Annotated in this window: 22 protein-coding genes; 9 read left to right on the plus strand and 13 right to left on the minus strand. The window is 46.3% G+C overall.

Going from position 1 to position 22,769, the window contains the following annotated elements:
• Positions 1–81: 81 nt before the first annotated feature.
• From A3773_RS08825 to nfsA, 3 genes are read right to left on the minus strand one after another with little or no spacing between them, the layout of a single operon-like run.
• Positions 82–837, minus strand: coding sequence for a sulfite exporter TauE/SafE family protein (locus tag A3773_RS08825; protein ID WP_067985121.1), 756 nt, complete (start codon positions 835–837; stop codon positions 82–84).
• A gap of 18 nt (positions 838–855) precedes the next feature.
• A complete protein-coding gene (locus A3773_RS08830) occupies positions 856–2,082 on the minus strand; it encodes an EAL and HDOD domain-containing protein (protein ID WP_067985123.1) in 1,227 nt (408 codons plus the stop codon).
• A 52-nt stretch (positions 2,083–2,134) separates the two neighbouring features.
• On the minus strand, positions 2,135–2,872 hold the full coding sequence (nfsA, locus tag A3773_RS08835; RefSeq protein ID WP_067985253.1) for an oxygen-insensitive NADPH nitroreductase: 738 nt from the start codon (positions 2,870–2,872) through the stop codon (positions 2,135–2,137).
• A gap of 188 nt (positions 2,873–3,060) precedes the next feature.
• Here nfsA and A3773_RS08840 point away from each other — a divergent pair, with 188 nt between their 5' ends.
• Genes A3773_RS08840 through A3773_RS08855 form a run of 4 tightly spaced genes read left to right on the plus strand, consistent with a single transcriptional unit; the run spans position 3,061 to position 6,319 of the window.
• On the plus strand, positions 3,061–3,759 hold the full coding sequence (locus tag A3773_RS08840) for a TIGR04282 family arsenosugar biosynthesis glycosyltransferase (protein WP_067985125.1): 699 nt from the start codon (positions 3,061–3,063) through the stop codon (positions 3,757–3,759).
• 20 nt (positions 3,760–3,779) lie between these two features.
• The gene (locus A3773_RS08845; RefSeq protein ID WP_067985127.1) at positions 3,780–4,691 is read left to right on the plus strand and encodes a radical SAM protein; all 912 of its coding nucleotides are present in this window, start codon (positions 3,780–3,782) and stop codon (positions 4,689–4,691) included.
• Positions 4,692–4,736: 45 nt separating this feature from the next.
• Positions 4,737–5,585 carry an S-methyl-5'-thioadenosine phosphorylase gene (mtnP, locus tag A3773_RS08850; protein ID WP_067985129.1) on the plus strand — a complete coding sequence of 283 codons (849 nt, stop codon included), beginning with the start codon at positions 4,737–4,739 and terminating at the stop codon, positions 5,583–5,585.
• A gap of 2 nt (positions 5,586–5,587) precedes the next feature.
• The gene (locus A3773_RS08855) at positions 5,588–6,319 is read left to right on the plus strand and encodes a glycosyltransferase (protein ID WP_067985131.1); all 732 of its coding nucleotides are present in this window, start codon (positions 5,588–5,590) and stop codon (positions 6,317–6,319) included.
• Here the strand turns inward: A3773_RS08855 and lpdA are convergent.
• The 6 genes from lpdA to A3773_RS08885 form a co-directional block, all read right to left on the minus strand.
• Positions 6,292–8,427: a dihydrolipoyl dehydrogenase gene (lpdA, locus tag A3773_RS08860; RefSeq protein ID WP_197462751.1), complete on the minus strand. Its 2,136-nt coding sequence runs from the start codon at positions 8,425–8,427 to the stop codon at positions 6,292–6,294. The two genes, A3773_RS08855 and lpdA, sit on opposite strands and share 28 nt — an antisense overlap.
• Before the next feature lie 85 nt (positions 8,428–8,512).
• Complete coding sequence (locus A3773_RS08865; RefSeq protein WP_067985136.1) at positions 8,513–9,259, minus strand: glycosyltransferase family 2 protein; 747 nt, start codon at positions 9,257–9,259, stop codon at positions 8,513–8,515.
• A gap of 61 nt (positions 9,260–9,320) precedes the next feature.
• Positions 9,321–10,562, minus strand: a complete 1,242-nt coding sequence (locus A3773_RS08870; protein ID WP_067985138.1) for an O-antigen ligase family protein — start codon at positions 10,560–10,562, stop codon at positions 9,321–9,323.
• A 6-nt stretch (positions 10,563–10,568) separates the two neighbouring features.
• Positions 10,569–11,615, minus strand: a complete 1,047-nt coding sequence (locus tag A3773_RS08875; RefSeq protein WP_067985140.1) for a glycosyltransferase family 4 protein — start codon at positions 11,613–11,615, stop codon at positions 10,569–10,571.
• Positions 11,616–11,624: 9 nt separating this feature from the next.
• Complete coding sequence (locus tag A3773_RS08880; protein WP_067985145.1) at positions 11,625–12,488, minus strand: glycosyltransferase family protein; 864 nt, start codon at positions 12,486–12,488, stop codon at positions 11,625–11,627.
• 15 nt (positions 12,489–12,503) lie between these two features.
• The gene (locus A3773_RS08885) at positions 12,504–13,421 is read right to left on the minus strand and encodes a lysophospholipid acyltransferase family protein (RefSeq protein WP_067985146.1); all 918 of its coding nucleotides are present in this window, start codon (positions 13,419–13,421) and stop codon (positions 12,504–12,506) included.
• 132 nt (positions 13,422–13,553) lie between these two features.
• Here A3773_RS08885 and msbA point away from each other — a divergent pair, with 132 nt between their 5' ends.
• Both msbA and hldE read left to right on the plus strand, forming a co-directional pair.
• Positions 13,554–15,350 (plus strand): lipid A export permease/ATP-binding protein MsbA, encoded by a 1,797-nt coding sequence (gene msbA, locus A3773_RS08890; RefSeq protein ID WP_231902174.1) that lies wholly within the window; start codon positions 13,554–13,556, stop codon positions 15,348–15,350.
• Positions 15,347–16,780, plus strand: a complete 1,434-nt coding sequence (hldE, locus tag A3773_RS08895) for a bifunctional D-glycero-beta-D-manno-heptose-7-phosphate kinase/D-glycero-beta-D-manno-heptose 1-phosphate adenylyltransferase HldE (RefSeq protein WP_067985150.1) — start codon at positions 15,347–15,349, stop codon at positions 16,778–16,780. Before msbA ends, hldE begins: the two co-directional genes overlap by 4 nt.
• A gap of 14 nt (positions 16,781–16,794) precedes the next feature.
• Here the strand turns inward: hldE and A3773_RS08900 are convergent, their stop codons facing one another.
• Complete coding sequence (locus A3773_RS08900; protein WP_231902175.1) at positions 16,795–17,592, minus strand: aldo/keto reductase; 798 nt, start codon at positions 17,590–17,592, stop codon at positions 16,795–16,797.
• A complete protein-coding gene (locus A3773_RS08905) occupies positions 17,586–18,773 on the minus strand; it encodes an FAD-dependent oxidoreductase (protein WP_067985152.1) in 1,188 nt (395 codons plus the stop codon). Before A3773_RS08905 ends, A3773_RS08900 begins: the two co-directional genes overlap by 7 nt.
• 167 nt (positions 18,774–18,940) lie before the next feature.
• Between A3773_RS08905 and waaA the strand changes: the two genes are divergently transcribed.
• On the plus strand, positions 18,941–20,218 hold the full coding sequence (gene waaA / locus A3773_RS08910) for a lipid IV(A) 3-deoxy-D-manno-octulosonic acid transferase (protein WP_067985153.1): 1,278 nt from the start codon (positions 18,941–18,943) through the stop codon (positions 20,216–20,218).
• Here the strand turns inward: waaA and A3773_RS08915 are convergent.
• Positions 20,215–20,781, minus strand: coding sequence for a D-sedoheptulose-7-phosphate isomerase (locus tag A3773_RS08915; protein WP_067985155.1), 567 nt, complete (start codon positions 20,779–20,781; stop codon positions 20,215–20,217). The genes waaA and A3773_RS08915 overlap by 4 nt on opposite strands.
• 2 nt (positions 20,782–20,783) lie before the next feature.
• Entirely contained in the window at positions 20,784–21,116 is a 333-nt protein-coding gene (gene cyaY / locus A3773_RS08920; protein WP_067985157.1) for an iron donor protein CyaY, read from the minus strand.
• Positions 21,117–21,358: 242 nt separating this feature from the next.
• Between cyaY and lptM the strand changes: the two genes are divergently transcribed.
• Positions 21,359–21,487, plus strand: coding sequence for an LPS translocon maturation chaperone LptM (lptM, locus tag A3773_RS17565; RefSeq protein WP_075109518.1), 129 nt, complete (start codon positions 21,359–21,361; stop codon positions 21,485–21,487).
• Between the two features lie 18 nt (positions 21,488–21,505).
• The gene (gene lysA / locus A3773_RS08925) at positions 21,506–22,762 is read left to right on the plus strand and encodes a diaminopimelate decarboxylase (RefSeq protein ID WP_067985159.1); all 1,257 of its coding nucleotides are present in this window, start codon (positions 21,506–21,508) and stop codon (positions 22,760–22,762) included.
• The last annotated feature ends 7 nt before the right edge of the window (positions 22,763–22,769 follow it).

The raw sequence follows: 22,769 nt of genomic DNA on the forward strand, positions 1-22,769 counted from the left end.
CATACAAAAAAGGCTAATGATTTTCATTGGCCTTTTTTATTGGCTGTGACGATATGGCTGTAGTTGTCAGTGCTAGTGGGTTTAAACCGGATTAACCAGTAATGTCTCCGCTACTTGCCAGAGTAAGCGTGCTGCAAGCAGTGTGATGACAATTTTGAAAAGCGTGGCGAACTGTTTTGCGGGTATTTTATGCAGCATTTTCAAACCGAGCCAGGTGCCAAAAATGCCACCTAAAATCATCAATAGGGCTAAAGGTAGCCACGCCCAAAAGGCAAAGCCAACAAATGTAAATACAACGATCTTTAGGAGATGTTGCAAGCTCATGCAGGTTGCAAAGGTGCTGGTTGTAGTGAATTTGTCGTAGCTTTGGCGGTGAACAAAGCCTGCCACCATAGGGCCGGTTGCGCCAACAAACATTGAGATAAGTGTTGTGCCGAGCCCTGCTAATAGATGGCCTTTGTTACTGGTTTGCTGCTGTTTGGGTTTTGGACCCCAGATGAGATATAGGATAAAGAGTGCGACACAGAGTTGAATCAGAACAAGCGGAAGCTGAATCACAATAAATGAAGCACAAAGGGCACCCAGTAGGGCGCCAATAGAGAAGTACTTCACCATGGTCCAGTCGGTATGCTGTTTGGTCATCCAAGCCCTGTTGCCATTTGAACCTAGTTGAACGAGGCCGTGTACCGGTATTAGCGCGGCTGGGGGGAGAACAGAGGCGAGTATCGCTAAGAGTAAAACGCCCCCGCCTATGCCCATAGCTGCAGTGATAAAGGAGGTCACTGCAGAGGATAGAATTAAGAAAAGGACGAGTTCACTATTTTCTAAGAGCGGCATCAGTCTGTGATCGTGTGTTTATTTATCACTGAGTGAGGCCATCACTTGTTGAGACCAGTTAAGGCTGTGCCTATACGCCGTTTCATAAAATGCTTTATCAAGCAGGAACGTCATATCATCAAATTCACCACTTTCGTATTGGCAAACTTGTTCTAATATTTGCCCCAATTGGCCTTCATGATTGAGTAGTGCGGCTTTAACGTCGTTCTGCAGTGATACTTGTGTCAGCAGGTCTGGCATTTCCATATCCAGTAGTGCATCAAGTTTGGAGAATAGTCCCGCAATAAAGTTATTGATCGGTTGCTCTCGACCCAGCATTTCGGCGAGTAACTCACACATACGCCCTCTAACCAGCATCGACCGAGTCAGTTCTTCCGGTTTTTCTTGGGTGTCGGTGACTAAGAAGAGGCTGACCCATTTACGAATTTGATCAAATCCTAATAAGCTAATCGCGTGTGATAGTGATTCTATCTCTCTTGGTAAATTGAATGCTGCGGAGTTAACTACGCGCAAGATTCGGTACGTTAGCAGTGGATCATTAATAACGATCTGTTCAACTGATTGAGCGGTGGCTTGAGGGTTTTGTAGCTCGACCATCATCTGTAATAGTAAAACTTTACTGCTGCCGAGCTTTTTGCCTTTAACGGGTTCAGGTTTACTTAAAAAGTAGCCTTGAAACAGAGCAAAGCCGAGTTCGTAGCATTTACGAAACTCTTCTTTTGTTTCAACTTTATCTGCCAACAGCTCTAAATTATACGGGCGAAGGTGCTTAACCATCGCCGGTAATGTATCTAAACCAATGGATTGTAGATCCAGTTTTAGAATATGAACGAGGTTAAGTAAGGGCTCAAACTTTGGTTCCGGTTTATATTCGGATAGTGCGAGTCGATAACCTTGTTCACCTAGCTCTTTAACGCGCTCAATTAGAGCGGGGGTTATGTCTGAATGACCTAAGATCTCGAGAATGAAATTTTCTTTGGGTAATTCCGGAAAGTTTTCTGCCATTAACGTTGTATCTGTTAATTTTAGGTAACAGGGCAGTGAACGAACTTGACCGTGTTGGCAGATGCTCGCATAGGTATTAAGGATCACTGAAGAGGTGGCGAGATGATCATTAATCGTTAGAGCATTGTCGTCATTACGATACAGTAACAAATACGCAACAACGTCCTGACTTTTATTAAATACAGGCTGACGGGCTAATAGAAGATCCATAGGTTCGTCTGTATCAGTACTGTCTGTCATTCTCGGTTCCTTAGCTATGTACGTATTTTAATAATTATATCGCTGTTTAGGTCTATTTCTGTAAAAAACCACGTTTTTTAAGAAACGATAGCATATGTGGTCGGGCTTCTTTTTGTAACATGCCAGAGATTTGTTCGCTCCATGTCATCTCTTTCTGACCGTTAGTTCGGCTAATGTAATACTCTTTGACTTGACGGTCATAGTCGCGGATGTGCTGTTCGTCTTCCGTTGCCGTGTAACTGTCTTGCTTTAATACCACTTCTAATGGCAAACGAGGTTTTACTTCAGGGTCTTGGTCTGGGTAACCTAAGCACATACCAAAAACAGGATAAACCAGCTCGGGTAGATCTAAGGCGTCAGAGACTAAATCGATTTTGTTTCGGATCCCACCAATGTATACGATTCCGAGTCCTTCTGATTCAGCCGCGATCGCAACATTTTGTGCGAAGAGGGCACAATCAACGGTTGCGGTAATAAACTGTTCTGTGAAACCCGATAGCATCTCTGCTTGGTTCATATCGCAGCTGAGTTTATGTCGATTCATATCCGCACAGAACACCAGAAATGTGGGGGCTTCATTAACGTAAGTTTGGTTGCCTGCCCATTCTGCAAGCTGTGCCCTTTTAGTTTCATCATTAATCTGAATAACGGTGCACGCTTGGATGAAACTGGATGTGGCTGCAGCTTGTCCTGCTTGGACTAACCTATGGATTAATGATTGCTCTATTGGTTGGTTGGTAAATTTCCGGATAGAACGGTGAGAATTAAGTAACTCGATAACAGTGTTCATAATAGCCCATAGGGTCTTAAAGAGGTTGGGAACAAAACGTTGTTCTTTAAACCCTATTTGTAACATAGGGTTTGGATGAGCTGAAGCCTTATTATTGAGGGATGTGAATTGTGTATTTCTTTGTTTCAATAGGAACTATATGTTTATACCCCGGTCTATTGATCAACTATTTTGAGTGGAAATACTAAGTGAAGCATACATCTCCACATGATACGGCAACCTTACTTGTCTTTTGTAAACAGCCAAAATTAGGTCAGGGGAAACAGCGTTTAGCCGCAACCCTTGGTAAGGATGTAGCGTTTGAGATTGCATCGGCCCTGTTGGCCTGTGCTTTGGAAGATGCAGCAAAGTGGCCCGGTCCCGTTGTACTATCGCCTGCAGATTCAACAGAAGAAGAGTGGGCGCGTAATTTATTATGTCATGCGGAGGTGGTAGCCCAACCACAAGGGAATCTAGGGCATAGAATCATGTCGGTCGACCAGCAGTTACGTGATAAGGGTCACCAGACGATTATGATTATTGGTACTGATGCGCCGATGCTCAACGAGGCTGTTTTTTCTCAAGCGCTAGATGGGTTAACACACAGTGATGTTACCTTGAGTGCGGCGGAAGATGGCGGTGTCACCCTGATGGGGAGCCGTATACATTGGCCAAATATAGTGGATATTCCTTGGAGTACTGACCGTTTAGGCGAATCGCTTCACTATAAATGTGTTCAGGCCGGTCGCTCTATCGCTTACACCCAGCCAAGTTATGATATTGATCATGAGAAAGATCTGCATAAGCTCATCGTAGACTTAGAACATGATCTACGGCCTGCACGACAGGCGTTGTTTACGCTTGTTAAATCTGTTGTATATAACAGCACAATTAAAGTAACCAGTTAACCACAGCTAGGCGATTAAACATGCAACGTATTCACACGGATAACTGGTTTGTTACCCCCGACGGCAAACCACGCGGTTATATTGAGCCCCATGCGCTTAAGGAGCTTTGGTTCCATACGGGCACCGCTTGTAACCTACAATGTTCTTTCTGTTTAGAAGGTTCAGGCCCCGGGGATACCCGATTAGAGTTAGTAAAATTTGCTGATGTAAAACCGCTGATTGATGAGTCTCTAACCTTAGATGTAGAGCAGTTTTCGTTTACGGGGGGGGAGCCTTTTCTTGCGAAACAGTTGGTGCAAATTTTAGCCTATGCGGCCACGTTTAAACCCTGTTTAGTGCTGACGAATGGTACAGATGCGCTCCAGCAACGAATGGATGAAGTACGCACCTTGTTAGCGTCTAAACACCCTGTCAGCTTTCGTATCAGTATTGATTATCCCACCGCTCAGCAACATGATGCCGGGCGGGGTGAAGGAACATTTTCAAAAGCCTTACAAGGTCTTAAAGCATTATATGATTTAGGCTTTTCTGTATCCGTTGCGCGTCATATGGATAAAGATGAGGAAAGGGCAGAGATGGAAGCCGCTTACCGTGAGCTTTTTGTGGCGCATGGTTTGCCGGGGGATCTACACATCGTGGCGTTTCCTGATTTCGCCACGCCGGGCAGCTTGCCCCATGTGCCTCAAGTGACAACACATTGCATGACGACATATCAGACTGAAAAAAGCCGCAAGGACTTTATGTGTGCTTTTAGTAAGATGGTGGTGAAGAAGCAGGGTCAGATGAAAGTGTATGCCTGTACTCTAGTGGATGATGATGAAGAGTATGATCAAGGTTCCAGTTTAACGGAAAGCCTTAGTGAGCGAATTAGTATGAAACACCATCGTTGCTATAGTTGTTTTGCTTATGGCTCATCCTGTAGTGAGGCGTAGCGGTGTGTCAGGTTAACAATGATCTATTTGAATAAGGGGACATAAGTGTTAGGTATTATTGGTGGTACAGGTATCTATCAGTTGGACGGGTTAGAAGTGACCGGAGAACATGATGTAGAGACCCCTTTTGGTAAACCCTCCACTCCAATTGTCGAAGGTAAAATAGGTGTCAGAACACTTTTCTTTTTACCTCGACATGGGCGTCAGCATGAGTTACTTCCGTCTGAAGTAAATTACCGCGCTAATATTTGGGCCTTAAAGTCACTGGGTGTTACCCAAGTTATCGGGTTGTCTGCGGTTGGCAGCTTGAAAAAAGAGATTGCGCCGGGAGATCTATCATTGCCCGATCAGTACTTCGATTTTGTAAAAGGTCACCGTGAGAAAACTTTTTTTGGCAAGGGGTTAGCCGCCCATGTATCAACTGCCGAACCGACCTGCCAGCGTTTGTCTATGGGTCTCGCTGCTGCGGGAGAGCGGGTAGGTATTAGGCTGCATACGGGTAAAACCTATGGCTGTGTGGATGGGCCTCGTTTAGGCACAAGAGCTGAAAGCTTCTTTTTACGCGGTGCGGCGGGTTGTGATCTTGTCGGCATGACGAATGTGCCCGAGGTGTTTTTAGCCCGTGAAGCGCAACTGTGTTACTGCACTATTGCGATTGCGACTGATTATGATTGTTGGTTGGATGATCCCGATCAGCATGTGTCTGTTGAGCAAGTGATTGCTCGTTATGGCGCCAGTTTAGAGAAAGCAAAGACTGTCGTGAGTGCTTTCATTGACGATTATGCTGAGGACGGGGACTGCGCTTGTCGATGCAGTTTAGCGTCGGCGGTGTTAACGCCGAAAGAGGCGCTAAATAAAGAGCAGTCTGCTTTGCTTGAGCTCTTAAGTTCCTAGTTATGGAACCGTCACTATCGCTTTCTGTTGTTATTCCCATTGGGCCGGAAGAATCGGCTGTGCCTTCAGGATTGATCGATGACCTTCGGTCCATTCCCCCCTCCAGTGAAATTCTGTTTATTACCTGTAACCAGCGCTTTGGTGCGGAACAGAAACAGGCTGTGGTGACTGCGTTAAAGCCTTTGCAGGTCCGTTGGTTGGCATCAGGGCAAGGGCGCGCCGTACAGATGAATCATGGAGCTCAGGCTGCGGTTGGACAGTTTATTTGGTTTTTGCATGTGGATAGCCGTTTCTCTGCGGCGCTCGTTGAACAGCTCTTCACCCATCTATCTAACGAACCGGGCAAGCTACATTATTGTTTATTGCAGTTTTTAGCTGATGGTGCTCAGGGGATGGCGATCAATGGCTGGGGCGCTAATCTTCGTTCTAGGGTATTGGGGATTCCGTTTGGAGACCAAGGGTTTGCGGTTACTCGCGCTGTTTTTGATCAGGTAGGGGGTTACCCAGAAAACGTTGCTTACGGTGAAGACCATCTGTTTGTGTGGTATGCGCGACAGCAAGGTATAAAGTTAAAATGCTGTGATCAATACCTGCAAACCAGTGCGCGAAAATACAGAGATAAAGGGTGGTGGTATCTTACCTGCCGTTATCAATACTTATGGATAAGGCAGGCAATTCCTGAGTTACTTAAGCTGCTTAAAACGCGCTACTTGTCAGCGCGCTGCCAGCGATGAAATTTTTCTAACCACTGTAATACCTTCTCGGGTGAATGGGCCCGTTTCCACTCGCCAGCCACATATTTATTAGCCTCGCTGAGCGTTGGGTAAATATGGATAGTGCCGAGTACTTTATTAAGCCCTAGGCCGTTTTTCATGGCCGTTACAAATTCGGTTATTAGCTCACCTGAGTGAGGACCAACAATCGTCGCGCCTAATATTTTGTCCTTGCCGGGTACGGTTAGAATTTTAACCATGCCGTGGGCATCATTATCTGCAATCGCTCGATCGAGTTCGGCTAAATCAAAGCGGGTGACTTCATAGGCGATGTTTTGTGCTTTCGCTTCCTGCTCATTTAAGCCAACCCGTGCGACCTCGGGGTCGGTAAACGTTGCTGCAGGAATAATGGAGTAATCGACCTTGAACTTTTTAAATCGCCCAAAGAGAGCATTTACGGCTGCGTACCACGCTTGATGTGCTGCCGCGTGGGTAAACTGGAAGGGGCCTGCCACATCGCCACATGCATAAATATTAGGGTAACGCGTTTGTAAGTACTCATTTACATCGATGGTGCCGTTTTCTCTTATATCTACATTTATATTTTCTAGGCCGAAACCTTCAATGTTTGCCTGTCGTCCGATCGCCACAAGCAGTTGATCAAAAGCAATCTCTTCGACTTGTCCATTGTGTTCGCTGATGAGGATCTTCTCTCCATCGCGTTCAATAAACTCACGCATTTTTCTGTTATCTAAGATACGTACACCTTCGGCTTGAAACCGTTCAGTGACTAAGCTGGATACATCTTCATCTTCTCTCGACATGATACGATCATCGGGGAGTAAGATGCTGACCTCAGAACCGAAGCGAGCAAAGCACTGACTGAGTTCGCAGCCAATCGGACCGCCCCCAATCACTAATAATCGTTTAGGCAGCTCACGAATGTTCCAAAGGTTGTCAGACGTTAGAGGGTTCATCGCTTCTATATTTTTAACGGCGGGCATACGAGGGCGTGCACCCGTTGCAATAACAATATTACGGGTCGTAATAATTTCACCATTAACGACCACTTCGTACGGATTTAAAATGGTGGCCGCACCTTGAATGCAATCAACACCGAGTCCGGTGTAACGCTCAATTGAATCGTGGGGTTCTACCGTTTTGATAACGTCTTGCACGCGATTCATCACATCAGCAAAGTTGAAGCTGACTTCGCTCTTTTCTATACCGTATTCCTTGCAGCGTTTATTATCTGATACAAACCGCGCTGAACGAATGAGTGCTTTTGACGGTACACAACCCGTATTCAAACAGTCGCCTCCCATCAGGTTTTTCTCGACTAAGCTGACTTTTGCTTTTACCGCCGCTGCAATATACGACGTTACTAAGCCTGCTGAGCCCGCGCCAATGACAACAATATTAGTGTCGAATTTAGCGGGCTTTTTGATGCCCGCGTAGACTTTTCTGCTTTGTAATAACTCGATTATTTTCTTTGCAACCAGCGGGAAAACGCCAAGAAGGGTGAAGGATGCCAGCATGCTAGGCGATAAGACACCGGATAGACTTTCGAGCTGACCTAGCTGAGTGCCGGCATTCACAAAGACAATAGTTCCCGCCAACATACCTAATTGGCTCACCCAATAAAATGTCCAGGTCTTGATCGGGGTTACACCCATCGCTAAGTTGATGACAAAAAATGGAAAGATGGGCACTAGACGCAGGGTAAATAGATAAAATGCCCCCTCTTTTTCGATGCCTTTATTAATGGCCGATAGTTGACTAGAAAAGCGGCTTTGGATGCTGTCGCGTAAGATTAAACGGGAGAATAGAAAGGCCAGTGTTGCGCCAATTGAGCTGGCAAAGGAGACAAGGAGCAGCCCTGTCGTGAGGCCAAATAAAGCACCTGCCGCCAGTGTCATTATCGCAGCACCAGGAAGAGATAGGCCTGTAACGAGTATATAAAGCCCGAAGAAGATAGCCGCCGTGACTAGAGGGCTTTCCGTATATTGCTGATCAAATTTGGCTTGATTGGCTTTGAGAAAATCTAGATTTAGATAGTGGCCTAAGTCAAAAAAGAAAAAGGCAGCAACCGCTAACGCAATCGTTAATATAAGAGGCAGTTTTTTCATCAATAGTATTCTCAAAGAAAGTTATTGATCAATTAGTCACTTATATTGGGCGGTAAGTTCAATAATTAGACTAAATTTAACGTCATTATTGGGCTTTCTCTGACATGAGTGCGAGCTTGGCATATTTGTAATAGGTCGCTTCCGCATTAGAGATCGCCAGCATTACCCCCTGTTTTCCATCAAGAAAGCCTCGACGAAGTAGGTAGGTTCGTATAAACGCCCAGAAGGATTTGTAAAGCGCGGTGCCCAGTCCGCACCGCTTGCCTCGCGCATAGAGTTGTTCTGCCCCTAAGGTAGAGTATTGGTCCACTTTACGTAAAACCTGCTCTAAATTTTCGTATGAATAGTGGAGCATAGGGTTTAATAGTCGACCCGTTTTTCCATTTAAGATGATGCGCTCATGAACTTTGTCGTTGGAAAAAACAGCTTTTTCTCGTTTGAATAAGCGCAGGACATAATCGGGTGTCCAGCCGGAATGATCAATAAAGCGTCCGCAGTATTGAGAGCGGCGAGGGATTTCAAAGCCGTCATAATGGGATTGCTCCATCGCCGAGAAAATCTCTGCTTTTAATGAGTCTCCAATTCGTTCATCGGCATCTATAGATAAGACCCACTCATGGGTGGCTAGTGCTAAGGCTCTGTTTTTCTGCTCACCAAAACCTGGCCAGTCTGTCTCGATTAACCGGCAATTGTTTGTTGTGCGGCAGATATCTTGAGTGCCATCCTCACTACCTGAATCCACCACAATGATCTCATCTGCCCAAGCAACGGAGTCGAGGCAGCTTTGGATATTATGGGCTTCGTTTTTTGTGATAATGATTATCGAGATCATTGCGGCTATCTGCCCTGTGTAGTGCAAAGAGAAAGGTCGCTTGTTTAGAGCGACCTGTCGTTTAAGTGTTAGTTTCTAGCGTAGACGTTTCACCCTTTACTTGCCAAGGCGTGCCGATAACGAGAGCGGTTAGAATCATAAACAGGGTTCCATCGCCATGGTCCATAAATGATGAATTAAACATACACGAAATTACAAAGGTGACAAACAATGCAGTTTGGCATTGGCGCTGTAATGGTGCTAAATGCTTACGGTTTAAAAGAAGGGTTGAGAGGAAAGATATAAACAATATGAGCCCGATAATCCCTGTTTGGACTGAAATCTGTAAAAACTCATTATGTGAGTTGACGGTTTTATGCCAGAACGTCTCAATAGCGCTATGTTGAACTGCATATGCTTCAGGGAAGCTGCCTAGCCCGTGCCCTAGTAGCCAGCTATCCAAGAACGCATGTAGCGATACAATATAAAACTCGAGGCGGATATCGAGTTGTTGTAACACGGTCAGGTTCAATTCTCGCGCCCTATTTATCACGTCTAGATGATCAATGATTCTTACATGTGATAAATCTACAAAAAATATAAGCACAGTTGCGCCAATGCTGCTGACAATAAGCATTGTACCTAAACCTTTTAAGCGCCATTGTTGCCAGCAAAACAGAGCGGTGAGAGTGCTGATTAATAGGTAGCCGATACGGCCATTCTCAATAAAAAATAGATTGTGAAAGGTAATAAGGAATAAGGCGATAAACATCGCTCGGTATTTTCTGGAGATCACAGCTGCTTGTAAATTTATATAAGCAAAAATAGACATGGAAATTCCATGGAATATTCGATTTTTAATGCTATTTGGGTTATCCCAAAAGTGTATTACGTCATAATGCATAAGGTATGAAAAGAATAAAGAGAAAAGTAGTGCTGCATACAGCGCAATAAAAGCATGTTTCCTGTACTTGTCACTTGTGAAATAGATCATAAATAGAGGAATTAGAAGGAATTCGCGGTATTTTGAAAGTATTTTTATACTATAGTTGGTGTCAGCGCTAGACCATAAAATACTGATGGCGAGCCAAGCATATAGCACGGTAGAAAGCAGAGCGGTTCGGTTTTCTTTTAATAAAGAGGGGTACTGTTTAATATTTCGTGTACAGCATAAGATGATAATTGGAAGGCCTAGCAAGATGTTATGTGCTGCATTGCCCAGTAAAGGAATGCTGAATACACCCGCGATTAAAATCCATGCGCCTACATTGACGAGGAAAGGCTGAGGTAGGTTCTTCGAATGATCTGAATGAGAGAGCGACATGGGGAGCTATTTTTCCTGTTCTATTTGTAGGTATAGTTGCTGATGTTTTTCGCCTAAATGGGACCAGGTTAATCCCAATGGCTCTGCTGTAGGGGTGGCCATAAGCGTTGTTATCGTTTTGCCCCACCGCTCTTGTTGCTTGAGCGGCAGTACAGCCCCTTGTTGTTGATGAATTAATTCTGCGATACCACAGTGGTCTGATATGACAACGGGAAGTCCCGCTGCGTTAGCTTCAGCGACGACCATACCAAACGGCTCAACCCGAGCAGGGTGAATCAGTAGGTCGATTGTAGGGAAAAGATCTTCAGAGCGTTGCCAACCCATTAGTTGATAGTTTTGACTGTGCCAGTCAGTAAATAAGTGTTCTATCTCTTTTGGCTCAGGTCCCGCTACGATAAAGACAATACTAGGGTCTTTGTCGACCAGTTTCTTGACGACGGATACCGCAAAGTCTAACCCTTTACGCTGCCACTCTTTACCGATAAAGCCGATTGAGTTGCCCTGCGAACGGCGGGTTATAGTGGAAAACTGTTCAGATACCCCAGGGTACGCGGGGAAGCCAAGCTTATGTGCCGCTGTAGGGTATAGTTTTGCCAGTTGATCTGAAACGAGCAACGAGTTGGGTAGGATGGTCCGTACATTGTTGCCGAACAGTTCACGCTGTTCTAAATATTCCCACGTGGCAATACGGGGCGATAAAAAATCGAGCGCTCTCTTTTTGCGTGTCAGAATCGAGGGGCCATGGAAGGTAGTGACGTGATGTTCGGCGCAACGTTCGTGGCTGTGTATAACCCATCCATCGGTATCGGTAGCTTTAAGGTGCTTAGATACGCGCTTAGAAAATTTGATCATGGCAAGCCAACGCGGTTTTGGGTTGACCTCCCCTAGTTCGATAACGTCGATCTTGTCATCGCACGTGTCATAAGCACGTTCGCATATGATTTTGACCTTTTGCCCTTGCTTGGCGAGCGCATGGGTCAGCTCCCAAACATAGCGTTCCATACCGCCGACAGGCCCATAGCGGCGCACAATGTGAATTGAAGATGTTTGCATATTCAAGGTCTATTTATCCAAATCGGTATAGTGTTTTTTACTGATTTCAAGACCGAACATCTCTTCAATTTTTAGTTTAAGACGGACTTTTTTATCGCGTTTAGTTAAGCGGTAGTTTGGGTTGGGGGTAAACTCCCATTCCGCATCTGTTTTTAACCAGTCGCTGACAATCGCGGGGTGTGTCCCTTTAAAGGGACGAATGACGGCAGGATCTATATCACCATACCCTGGAAACGGAGTCGGTTTTTCATTCCAGTATTGCGAAACTTGGTTGATCTTTTCTTGCATTTTAGCCACGTTGCGCACGTGACCATAATGATAAATGTTACCGCCCGCATGGCGCGCTTTTGGGTAGCGGCCCCGTTTGTTTTTATCTAAAACAACAAAAAACAGTCCATCTGGCGCGTAACTGCGTATTGAGTTTCTAATAATGCGAGGGGCGCGACGGTAGCCAGATATACCGACTTGATCGGGACGTCCATAAAAATGATAGAAATCGAAGTAGAACGCTTCGGTGTCTGGATCGTCTAGGTATTTTTCCATATTGTTGCGAATCGATTCAATCTCGTTTTCGTGTAAGACTTCATCGCCTTCAATATATAGAGCCCAGTCCCCCGTGCAGTTGAAATGCGCAATCATCTTCTGCTGGCCGTAAACATAACCCCGGTCCTGCATCTTATCATTCCATGTGGTATGGATAATGCGAATTTTGGGGTCGTCAATCTGGTTGAGGAGCGCTTCTGTATCATCATCGCAGCGGCCTAATGCGATAATAAACTCATCACATAATGGCAGGGCTGAGCGGATACTCTCCACAAAAGGGTAGCCCAGCGTCGAGCCGTTTTTTAGAAAAGTAAAACCACTGACTTTCACACGCGTCTCCTGAAATTAACGTTCTTTCGTGTTGTATAGTTTTTGATCGCCGTCGGGCTGGGTTTTAAAACGTTTGTGAACCCACATATATTGGGTGGGTGCTTTTCTTACACCGGCTTCTACCGCTAAGTTCATTAAGCGCGCATCTTCAATTTCATCACCGCTTGGAAAGCCGGGTACAGATACAATCTCGAGAATATAACCGGAGTCATCGTCCTTTCTTCTTAGGTGTAACGAAAGGATGGGTGAGTTGTTAAACCTAACCATGTTGGTGGTTGCGGTGATGGTTGCGGCGGTTTGACCGAAAAATGGTACAAAGACCGAGTTTTTACGTCCCAGATCTTGATCAGGCGCGTACCAGACAATTAAATTTTGCTTTAATTTCCGGATGATCTCTCGTATCTTTTTTCGCTCTACAGGGATGCTAAAAGTGGAGCGTCCCTTGGTAATAATAGCGTCCATTACTGGGTTGTTGTGTTCGCGATATGTAGTCGCTACTGGTGTTTTATAGGCTGAGAATAGCAAGCCCCCTAGGTCAATCTGAGAATAGTGGGCGCCTAAGAGGATTACGCCGCGGCCAAGGGCTAAGGCCTCATCAAGCAATTCAAATCCCCTGTATTCGGTACGTGCTTGTAATCGTTTCTTATTTCCCCAATAAGCCCACGCGGTTTCAATGATGCCTATGCCATTGTTTTTAAATACATCTTTAACAAACTGCTCGCGTTCCTGCGGAGTGAGTTCTGGGAAGCATAGTCTGCAATTCACATCAGTCACATGGCGACGCTTAGGTAGCAGCCGGTAAAGGGTCATCCCAATAAGCCGCCCAACATGCAAACCTAAGGTAAACGGCAATAAAGCGAGTAGGCGTAATAGCAAAATGCCTAGCCATGTCAGCCAGTATTTAGGTGCATAAAATGAGGTGGGTGTCTTCACGATGTCATTATATCTCTAGAATCAGGTGGGGATTATACCTCTGTCCGCTATGCGCAGCTAGATGGAAGGTTGGGCAACTGTCACTAGCAAGGTACAATAGCGACTAATTATTTGTAATTAAGATAGATAAACATGACAGATCAGGTCCCAGTTAAGGGGGCGGGGATGAAGATATACCTTCGTCTTCTTACCTATGTACGTCCATATTGGCTGCCTTTTTCATTAGGTATTATTGGTTTTATTATTTATGCCGCCACCCAGACTGGGTTTGCTGCCTTAATGGAGTATCTGGTTGATGCGATAGGGGAGCAGAAAGAGGATGCGTATATCTATGGCCCTCTTGCGTTAATTGGTATCGCCTTTGCGCGTGGTTTAGGCACTTTTATGGGAAATTATTTCACCGCCTATGTGGCGCGTAATATTGTTCATCAATTACGGGTGGTGATGTTTGATAAGTTGTTAGTGATTCCTTTGGATTATTATCACAATAACGCCTCAGGCCATATTCTGTCTAAAATCTCATATAACGTTGAACAGGTCACCAATGCTGCGACTGAATCGTTGAAGATTAGTGTCAGGGAAGGGATGACCGTTATCGGCTTGCTGGGCTATCTGTTATATATCAATTGGCAGTTGACCTTAGTGTTTGCCGCTGTCTCCCCATTTATTGCTTTAGTGGTTGCTGTTGCCTCTAAACGTTTTCGCCGTCTGGGTCACCGTATTCAAGACTCTATGGGGGAAGTGACCCACGTTGCATCGGAGAATGTACAAGGTGTACAAGTGGTACGCGTGTTTGGTGGGGGAGACAAAGAGCGCCATCGCTTTCAAGAGGCGAGTGGCCAGAATTTACGCCAGAGTTTGAAAATGGCCACAACCGAAGCGCTGAGCACACCGATTGTGCAGCTTATTGTGTCGAGCGCGTTGGCGTTATTGATCTTTCTCGCATTACATCCTCTGATGAGCACCGGCATGAGTGCCGGGCAGTTCATTGCTTTTATCACCGCGGCGGGCTTAATTGCTAAGCCTCTTCGGTCACTGACTGAAGTGAATGGTGCGATTCAGCGGGGCATTGCGGCGGCGCAGAGTATTTTTGAGCTTATTGATGAAGAGACAGAGAAAAACAGCGGCTCGCTAATCAGTGAGAGAGGGGAGGGTCGGTTACAACTTAAAGATCTATGCTTCTCTTATCTGCCGAATAAGCCTGTGCTAACGCACCTGAATCTTGCCATCGAACCGGGGCAAACCGTTGCGTTTGTGGGTAAATCTGGCAGTGGTAAATCGACGTTAGCAAATCTACTCCCTCGATTTTATGAGCCTACCTCAGGTACGATCTTACTTGATGGTCACCCCTTAGCGGATTACGATTTAGGCTCGCTTCGCGATCAGATTGCTTTAGTCACGCAAAACGTTGTGTTATTTGATGGCACCATTAAAGAGAATATTGCCTACGGGGCGATGCAGGATGTGACTGAGGCTGAGATCATCGCAGCCGCTGAGGCGGCGCATGTGATGGAGTTTGTCTCGCGGATGAGCGATGGTTTAGACACTGAGGTGGGCGAGAAGGGAACGAAGCTGTCAGGCGGGCAGCGTCAACGTATAGCGATTGCGCGTGCCATTCTTAAAAATGCCCCAGTGTTAATTTTAGATGAAGCGACCTCAGCGCTAGATACTGAATCGGAAAGGCATATTCAGGCCGCGTTAGAAAATGTCATGCAGGGTAGAACAACGCTGGTAATTGCCCACCGTTTATCAACGATCGAATCTGCAGATCAAATTGTTGTCATGGAGCAAGGTGAGATTATTGAACAGGGCACCCATGATGAGTTACTGGCTATGAACCACACGTATGCGGGGCTGTATAAAAAGCAGTTTAGTGAAACATCTACCCCTAAACGGGTGAACCGCGAAAACACTGGAGACATTGAATGAAAATCCATATGCCTCGTTTTGATAAGGCTCAGGTGCTTGTTGTTGGTGACCTGATGCTGGATCGTTATTGGCAGGGGCCCACTTCACGCATCTCTCCTGAAGCACCGGTACCTATTGTAAAAGTTGAGCAGCATGAAGACCGACCCGGAGGGGCTGCGAACGTCGCTCTCAATGTAACCGCGCTGGGTGCGGGTGTTTCATTGGTTGGACTGGTGGGTGATGACGAAGCAGGTATCGCGCTTGAAAAACAGTTGCAGTCAGCGCGTGTTAACTGTGCCTTTTCCAAGACCGATGGCGAACCCACCATTACTAAGTTGCGGGTTATTAGCCGTCATCAGCAGCTAATACGGTTGGATTTTGAAGAACCGTTTTCGTCTGATTATGGTGAGCAGGTTGTGAATGCGACCACGCCGTTGTTAGCAAATGTGGGGGTGCTGGTACTGTCTGATTATGGCAAAGGCACCTTATCGGATTGTCAGCGACTTGTGCGTGAAGCAAAAGCGCAAAATGTCGCGGTACTGGTTGATCCTAAAGGTTGTGATTTTACCCGCTACCGAGGGGCAACGTTGTTAACGCCGAACTTATCTGAATTTGAAGCCATTGTTGGGGTGTGTAAAACAGAAGATGAGCTGGTGACACGGGGCCAAGCTTTAGTTCAAACGTTAGAACTGGATGCGTTGTTAGTGACCCGAAGTGAACAGGGTATGACCCTGATTCGCGCCAATAAAGAGGAGTTACATTTCCCAGCGCGGGCGCGTGAAGTCTTCGATGTGACAGGGGCCGGCGATACGGTTATATCCACCTTAGCGGCAGCCTTAGCAGCTGGAGAAGATCTACCTAATGCGGTTGCGTTGTCCAATATTGCGGCAAGTATTGTTGTGGGTAAGTTAGGCACGGCGGCGATTAGTGCACCAGAGCTGCGCCGTGAGGTGAGTAAGGAGCAGGGGGCTGAAAAAGGCGTTGTTACTGAGGAGCAATTATTGATTGCGCTAGCGGACGCTCGGGCAGCGGGTGAATCCATTGTCTTCACGAACGGTTGCTTTGATATTCTTCATGCGGGGCATGTAGGTTATTTGGCACAAGCGCGCGCGCAAGGTGATCGTCTTGTCTTAGCGATTAATAGCGATGAGTCGGTCAGCCGTCTTAAGGGCCCAGGCCGTCCTATTAACCCTGTTGAACGTCGCATGGCGGTATTGTCTGGCTTGGAAGCTGTTGATTGGGTGCTGTACTTTGATGAGGACACGCCGGAACGCTTGTTGGAGCAGGTTCGCCCTGATGTATTGGTCAAAGGGGGCGATTACGGTATTGACGGGGTTGTGGGCGGTGAGTTTGTCCGCAGTTATGGCGGCGAAGTTAAGGTATTGTCATTTCTTGATGACTGCTCGACCACGGCTATCGTAGAAAAAATTCAGCAAGATACAGATGGCTAGATAAGAAGAGAAAGCTATTGTTGAAGGATAGCTTTCTCTGCTGCGGCCACATTGCTGCGTAAATGCTCAGGGTTGATGGTGCCAATAATAGCCGATGTGACCCCTGGGTGAGCAAAGATATAATTAAAACTCGCTTGCACGGGATCCTCTCCCGCGTGGGTGCAAATATGCCCCGAGGCGAGGGCCTTTTTCAACAAAATGCCCTTGTTGTGTTGAGCGGCAAAATCGAGGACCGGTTCTTCGTCAGCATGGGTTAAGTTGTAAGTGACCATGGCACAATCTGATTGTTGTAGTGCCAGGAGGCCTCCTTCGATGGTTTTAGTCGACATGCCTGTTGCGCGAATCTTTCCTTGGGCTTTTAAATCGTTTAGTACCTGTAGTAGGCCGAAACGTTTAATAATCTCTACATCATTCCCATCGGAGTGAACCAGTAGCATATCGATATAATCGGTATTGAGGCGTTTTAAACTGCGTTCTACGCTGAATTGAATATGCTCAGGTGTAAATTTGTAGCTCGATTGTCCCGTTTGGTTATCAAACTCTTCACCCACTTTGGAGCAGATGACCCAGTCCTGCCGCTGTCCCGTTAGCAGTGTGCCCAAACGCGTTTCGCTATTGCCGTATGCGGGTGCAGTATCGATCAGATTAATACCCAGTTCTTTCGCTAACCCAATCAGCTGTGCCGCCTCTTTGTCGCTCGGCAATTCGAAGTGAGTTGGGTACTTGATCCCTTTGTTCCTACCCAGCTTTACGGTACCTAAGCCTAAGGGAGAGATCTCTAAGTCTGTGTTCGCTAATCGACGTTTTAACAAAAGGCTGTCTCCCAGATAGGTTTGGCGGTTTCGGGTTTTGCTAGAACGCTTAGGCACTGTAGATCGTTTGTATCGGCATGGCTGCCAGGTTGACCACATAAGGGTAAGACCTGATCGGCCAAATCAGGGGATAACGCCAGTTTTGTTGGCCAAGCCACAATGCAGTTACCCACTTTTTCCGCATAGGCGGCATCGGGTCTCACTAAAGCGGATTGTTTAGGTTCAGCACGGTTGATGTGGAACGTCGACCATTCAGCCTTAGATAGATCGATCCAAGGTAGAAGCGTCGCCAGTTCCTCTTTCGCGAAGGCGATCTGTTCCTGTTCTGAACGATCCATACCGGTTTCAGCAACGTTCCCCCCTAAATACCAGACCTGCTTGCCGTCACTGCAAGGGTGGGTTGTGATTGTAGCGACCGGTTTACTGCCTGTGCCAATACAGTGGGCATAGGTAGGTAGATCATAATGATGTTTAACCATCACCATATGTAAAGGGCGACGTTGCATTTCTGGTTGGCGGATATCTAGTTTTTTTGCCAACACGTCAAAACCTTCGCCTGAGGTGAGTACTACATTATCAGCTTCTAAACGTAACGCGTGTGTAGGGAATAGAATGGCGTTGATCGTGTTGTCATGGCTTTCAATTTGGGCGTGGGTAATGTCGGCCTGATAAATTCTATTCTCTACGTGCTTGCGTAGGTTGTTAATTACGCTTGGAACATCCAGTACTAGCTCATTGAGGCGATATAGAGAGCCTTTAAATTGTTTGTTTTGAAACACCCGTGGGCGCTCATTGGCAGAGACCTCTTCGACGCGACCTCTAAATGCTTTAGTGGCAAAGAACGTTGTCATGCGTGAGCCTAGCGAGCCTTTCGACCACATATAATGGGCTTCAGATAGGACGTTAACCTCACGTAAATTTATTTCACCTGTGCCATCTAAACAGTTACGCCAGCGCTGTGGCATCTCTTTGATTGTATTTGATGCTTGGGTTAGTACACCGCTAAGTGCGTATTTTGTGCCACCGTGAATAATGCCTTGCGAACGCACTGATTGACCGCCGCCCAAGGTGTCTTTTTCAAGCAAAATTGCATTAAAGCCTGCGCTGACCGCTCGGTTCAATGTCCAAAGGCCTGCGATGCCGCCGCCAATAATAATAAGGTCAAACTTGAGGGTGTTCATAAAAGACTTCATGGCAAAAGTTGGTAGGGGCCATTATAGGCAAGTGCAGGGGGCGCTGGCTAGGTTCATGGGAAACGAGATTTAAATGACCCTAGGCATGCCTAAAACATAGACGCGGCGTAAGCGTGATATAATAATGGTTCTTTATTTGTGGCTGAACAACTGTAATGAATCGATTGCTTTACACCCTTCTTTTTTATGTCGCGCTACCGTTTATTTTAGCGCGACTGTGGTGGCGTGGTCTGAAAGTACCCGCTTATAGAGAGCGTTGGTTAGAGCGGCTGGGTTTCTGTCAGCCTAAACAACAGTTCAACACTCAACCGCTTTGGATTCACGCTGTTTCAGTGGGTGAAACTTTAGCGATTGTACCGCTTGTTACGCTGATTCAAGCGCGTTATCCACAGGTACCGATTGTGATGACAACCATGACGCCTACCGGTGCTGAGCGGGTTAAGGCGAGTTTTGGCGATCGGGTGGTTCATTACTATTGCCCTTATGACCTGCCTTGCGCTTTAAATCGTTTTATTAAGACGCTTAATCCGAGGGGATGTGTCATTGTTGAAACGGAGCTTTGGCCTAACTTGGTGAATTGTTGTGCGCAGCGTGGTGTGCCGGTGCTGGTAGCCAATGCGCGATTATCTGAACGTTCGGCGAAGGGCTATGCACGCTTCAAAAAATTGGCGCAACCCATGTTAGAGCAGATCGATATGGTTGCGGTACAAAATGAGATTGATGGGCAGCGCTTCTTAGATTTAGGCCTGCCTTCCCGTTCGATGTCGGTGACGGGCTCCATTAAATTTGATGTGAAAGCACCCGACGGAAGTGAACGTTTAGCTTACGCGTTGCGCCAGATGTGGGGGGCATCACGTAAAGTCCTTATTGGTGTGAGTACCCATGAGGGTGAAGAGTCAGCATTGATCGCGGTTTATCAGCAATTATTACTGGATTATCCCGACCTTTTATTAGTGCTTGTACCACGCCACCCTGAACGTTTTGATCGGGTCGCGGAATTAATTAAGCAAGCGGGTTTAAAAGTAGCGCGGCGGAGTTTAGGGCAACAACCGGATAGCCGTACTCAGGTTTATTTAGGCGACACTATGGGAGAGTTGATGAAGTTGCTTGCAGCGTCTGATATCGCTTTTGTGGGGGGAAGTTTAATTGAACGTGGTGGGCACAACCCGCTAGAGCCTGCGGTATTGAAAAAGCCGGTGATAATGGGGCCCCATTACATTAACTTTCAGCTTATCTGTGAGCTGCTAGCGCAGGCGAAGGGGTTAACCGTGGTACAGGATGGCGCTGGGCTGGAGGCTGAGGTTAAACGATTATTGCTCGATTCAGATCAATTGCTCGAACAAGGGCAAGCGGGTTACGCGTTTGTGATGAAAAATCAGGGCGCATTAGAAAAGTTATACGCCCTGACCGAACGGTATTGTTTAAAAGATTAGTCGTGCTCTGATGTGCGACGATCCATCTCTTCGCATAACCAGTGACCGATAAATATGTGGGCTTCTTGAATGCGCGCGGTCTCATCGGAAGGGACGCGAATCAGGTGGTCTGCAATCTTATTTAGTTCGCCACCATGGGCACCCGTCCAAGCCCATGTTTTACAACCGATCGCTGATGCCGCTTTAATAGCATCAATAATGTTTGCGCTATTGCCTGATGTTGAGATACCGATGATTAAATCCTCGGGCTTAGCGAGGGCTTGGATTTGTCGAGTAAAGACAGAGTCGAAGCTGTAATCATTGCTATGGGCGGTGAGTATTGAGGTGTCTACCGTCAGAGCGATGGCTGATAAAGGTTTGCGTTCCGCTTTATAACGGACAACAAACTCTGCCGCTAAATGCTGGCTATCTGCCGCACTCCCACCGTTGCCCATAAAAATAAGCTTACCGCCGTTTTGCAGGCACTGATCAATCTGATTAACTAACTGCTCAGTTTCAACTTTGATGGTTTGTAGTTGATTGAACGTGTCGAAGTGGCGCTGTAAGGCATGATCAAATGACATACTTAGACACCTGTTAGATCAAAATCAAGATTTTCGCCCGCTTGCTCGGCATAAGCGCGCGTAAGGAAGGGGCTTAATGGCTCGCCATTACTGTCGAGCACCCAACAGGCATTTTTCGCATCATAGTCAAAATGATAACCGCCGCTTTTTGTTGCCAGCCACAGTTGTTTGACGGGTGCTTGGCGAGTGAAGATAAGCTGCGTTTTATTTTCGCAGATAATGGTGAGAATCCCGCCACCTTGTAGTACATCAATATCTGTTTCAGCGTCGTCTAGAATTTCTTCAATTTGTTCTAGGGTTGCGTCAACACGATCGTTAAATTCGCTCTCAGTCATTTCTCACTCCGGCTAGTTAAAGCCTGCAAACATGGTCTATGGCACAGGAGTATATCAAGCTAAAGTGAAAAGCCGAAGAATGATTCTCATTATACGTGTGGGTTTCTATCTGTAATCCGCTCAATATCTCTGTTTTTTAGCGATAAATGGGCTTTTTTTACCTAATTTCGAAAACGCTTTTATGAAAATTTCTGGTTATAGGTATAATCGATAGATTATGCCGTTTATTTGGGGATACTGCTGTGAAAGCACGGACAAAATGTATTGGGTTAGTCATGTTATTAAGCTTGCTTGTACTGGGAGGCTGCGGCCAAAAGGGCCCTTTGTATCTACCAGATGACAACGCGCAGAAAAATTCACAGCAGAAATAGAATGTTAAGAGATTTTTGATGGATACATTTGAGTATAGAAACGAACAGCTTTGCTGTGAAGAAGTGGCTTTGACGCGTATTGCTGAAGAATTTGGCACCCCAACCTACGTATACTCGCGTGATGCGCTTGAGCGTGCTTACCTTGCCTATGCTGAAGCGTTAGAAGGGCGTGATGCGTTAGTGTGTTATGCGGTAAAAGCGAACTCTAATATCGCGGTGTTGAATGTACTCGCACGTTTAGGTGCGGGCTTTGATATTGTCTCAGCGGGCGAGCTTGAACGAGTTCTGCGTGCTGGTGGTGATGCTTCCAAAGTGGTGTTTTCCGGTGTTGGTAAACAGCCTTATGAGATTATTCAGGCGCTTAATGCAGGCATTCGTTGCTTCAATATTGAATCGGAAGCGGAGCTTGATCGTGTTAATGATGTGGCTGCGTCCGAAGGTAAAGTAGCGGCTATATCGTTCCGCGTGAATCCTGATGTAGATGCGGGTACTCACCCTTATATATCCACAGGCTTAAAAGATAATAAGTTCGGCATCGATATCAATGAGGCGGTGCGTATTTATAAACGTGCGGCAGAGATGGCCCATGTTGATATTGTCGGTATGGATTGTCATATCGGTAGTCAGTTAACTGAGGTTGCGCCGTTCTTAGACGCGCTTGATCGAGTCCTTGTGCTGGTTGATAAATTGGCAAACGAAGGGATTGTGATTAAGCACTTAGATTTAGGAGGGGGCTTAGGTGTTTGTTATACCGATGAAGAGCCGCCTACACCGCAAGAGTATATTGCCGCGGTATTAGAAAAGTTAGGTGATCGTGAATTAGGCCTGATTTTTGAGCCGGGTCGTTCTATTGCCGCAAATGCCGGTGTGATGTTGACACGGGTTGAGTTTCTTAAATGCACGGATGAGAAAAATTTCGCCATTATTGATGGTGCGATGAATGACCTTATCCGCCCTGCGCTCTACAGTGCTTATCAAGAAATTGTGCCGGTTGTTTTGCGTGAAGGGGGTGAGGCTAAATCATGGGATTTAGTGGGCCCTGTTTGTGAAACGGGTGATTTTTTAGGCAAGGATCGTGAACTTAATTTAGAGCCAGGTGATCTACTTGCAGTTTGTTCTGCAGGTGCTTATGGTTTTGTGATGGCGTCTAATTATAACAGTCGCGGCCGTCCTGCTGAGGTTATGGTTGATGATAGCCAACAGTATCTTATTCGCAAGCGTGAAACTTTGACTGATCTTGTTAGAGGCGAGCAGCTTTTACCTAAAGATCGTTAGGAGCTCT

The organism is Neptuniibacter pectenicola, from assembly GCF_001597735.1.
GTDB lineage: Bacteria > Pseudomonadota > Gammaproteobacteria > Pseudomonadales > Balneatricaceae > Neptuniibacter > Neptuniibacter pectenicola.

Bases quoted from the DNA above. Each gene is read 5' to 3' on its own strand.
- A3773_RS08825 (WP_067985121.1), bottom strand. From the start codon at position 837: ATGCCGCTCTTAGAAAATAGTGAACTCGTCCTTTTCTTAATTCTATCC.
- A3773_RS08830 (WP_067985123.1), bottom strand. From the start codon at position 2,082: ATGACAGACAGTACTGATACAGACGAACCTATGGATCTTCTATTAGCC.
- nfsA (WP_067985253.1), bottom strand. From the start codon at position 2,872: ATGAACACTGTTATCGAGTTACTTAATTCTCACCGTTCTATCCGGAAA.
- A3773_RS08845 (WP_067985127.1), top strand. From the start codon at position 3,780: ATGCAACGTATTCACACGGATAACTGGTTTGTTACCCCCGACGGCAAA.
- A3773_RS08855 (WP_067985131.1), top strand. From the start codon at position 5,588: ATGGAACCGTCACTATCGCTTTCTGTTGTTATTCCCATTGGGCCGGAA.
- lpdA (WP_197462751.1), bottom strand. From the start codon at position 8,427: ATGAAAAAACTGCCTCTTATATTAACGATTGCGTTAGCGGTTGCTGCC.
- A3773_RS08865 (WP_067985136.1), bottom strand. From the start codon at position 9,259: ATGATCTCGATAATCATTATCACAAAAAACGAAGCCCATAATATCCAA.
- A3773_RS08870 (WP_067985138.1), bottom strand. From the start codon at position 10,562: ATGTCGCTCTCTCATTCAGATCATTCGAAGAACCTACCTCAGCCTTTC.
- A3773_RS08875 (WP_067985140.1), bottom strand. From the start codon at position 11,615: ATGCAAACATCTTCAATTCACATTGTGCGCCGCTATGGGCCTGTCGGC.
- msbA (WP_231902174.1), top strand. From the start codon at position 13,554: ATGACAGATCAGGTCCCAGTTAAGGGGGCGGGGATGAAGATATACCTT.
- hldE (WP_067985150.1), top strand. From the start codon at position 15,347: ATGAAAATCCATATGCCTCGTTTTGATAAGGCTCAGGTGCTTGTTGTT.
- A3773_RS08905 (WP_067985152.1), bottom strand. From the start codon at position 18,773: ATGAACACCCTCAAGTTTGACCTTATTATTATTGGCGGCGGCATCGCA.
- waaA (WP_067985153.1), top strand. From the start codon at position 18,941: ATGAATCGATTGCTTTACACCCTTCTTTTTTATGTCGCGCTACCGTTT.
- A3773_RS08915 (WP_067985155.1), bottom strand. From the start codon at position 20,781: ATGTCATTTGATCATGCCTTACAGCGCCACTTCGACACGTTCAATCAA.
- cyaY (WP_067985157.1), bottom strand. From the start codon at position 21,116: ATGACTGAGAGCGAATTTAACGATCGTGTTGACGCAACCCTAGAACAA.
- lysA (WP_067985159.1), top strand. From the start codon at position 21,506: ATGGATACATTTGAGTATAGAAACGAACAGCTTTGCTGTGAAGAAGTG.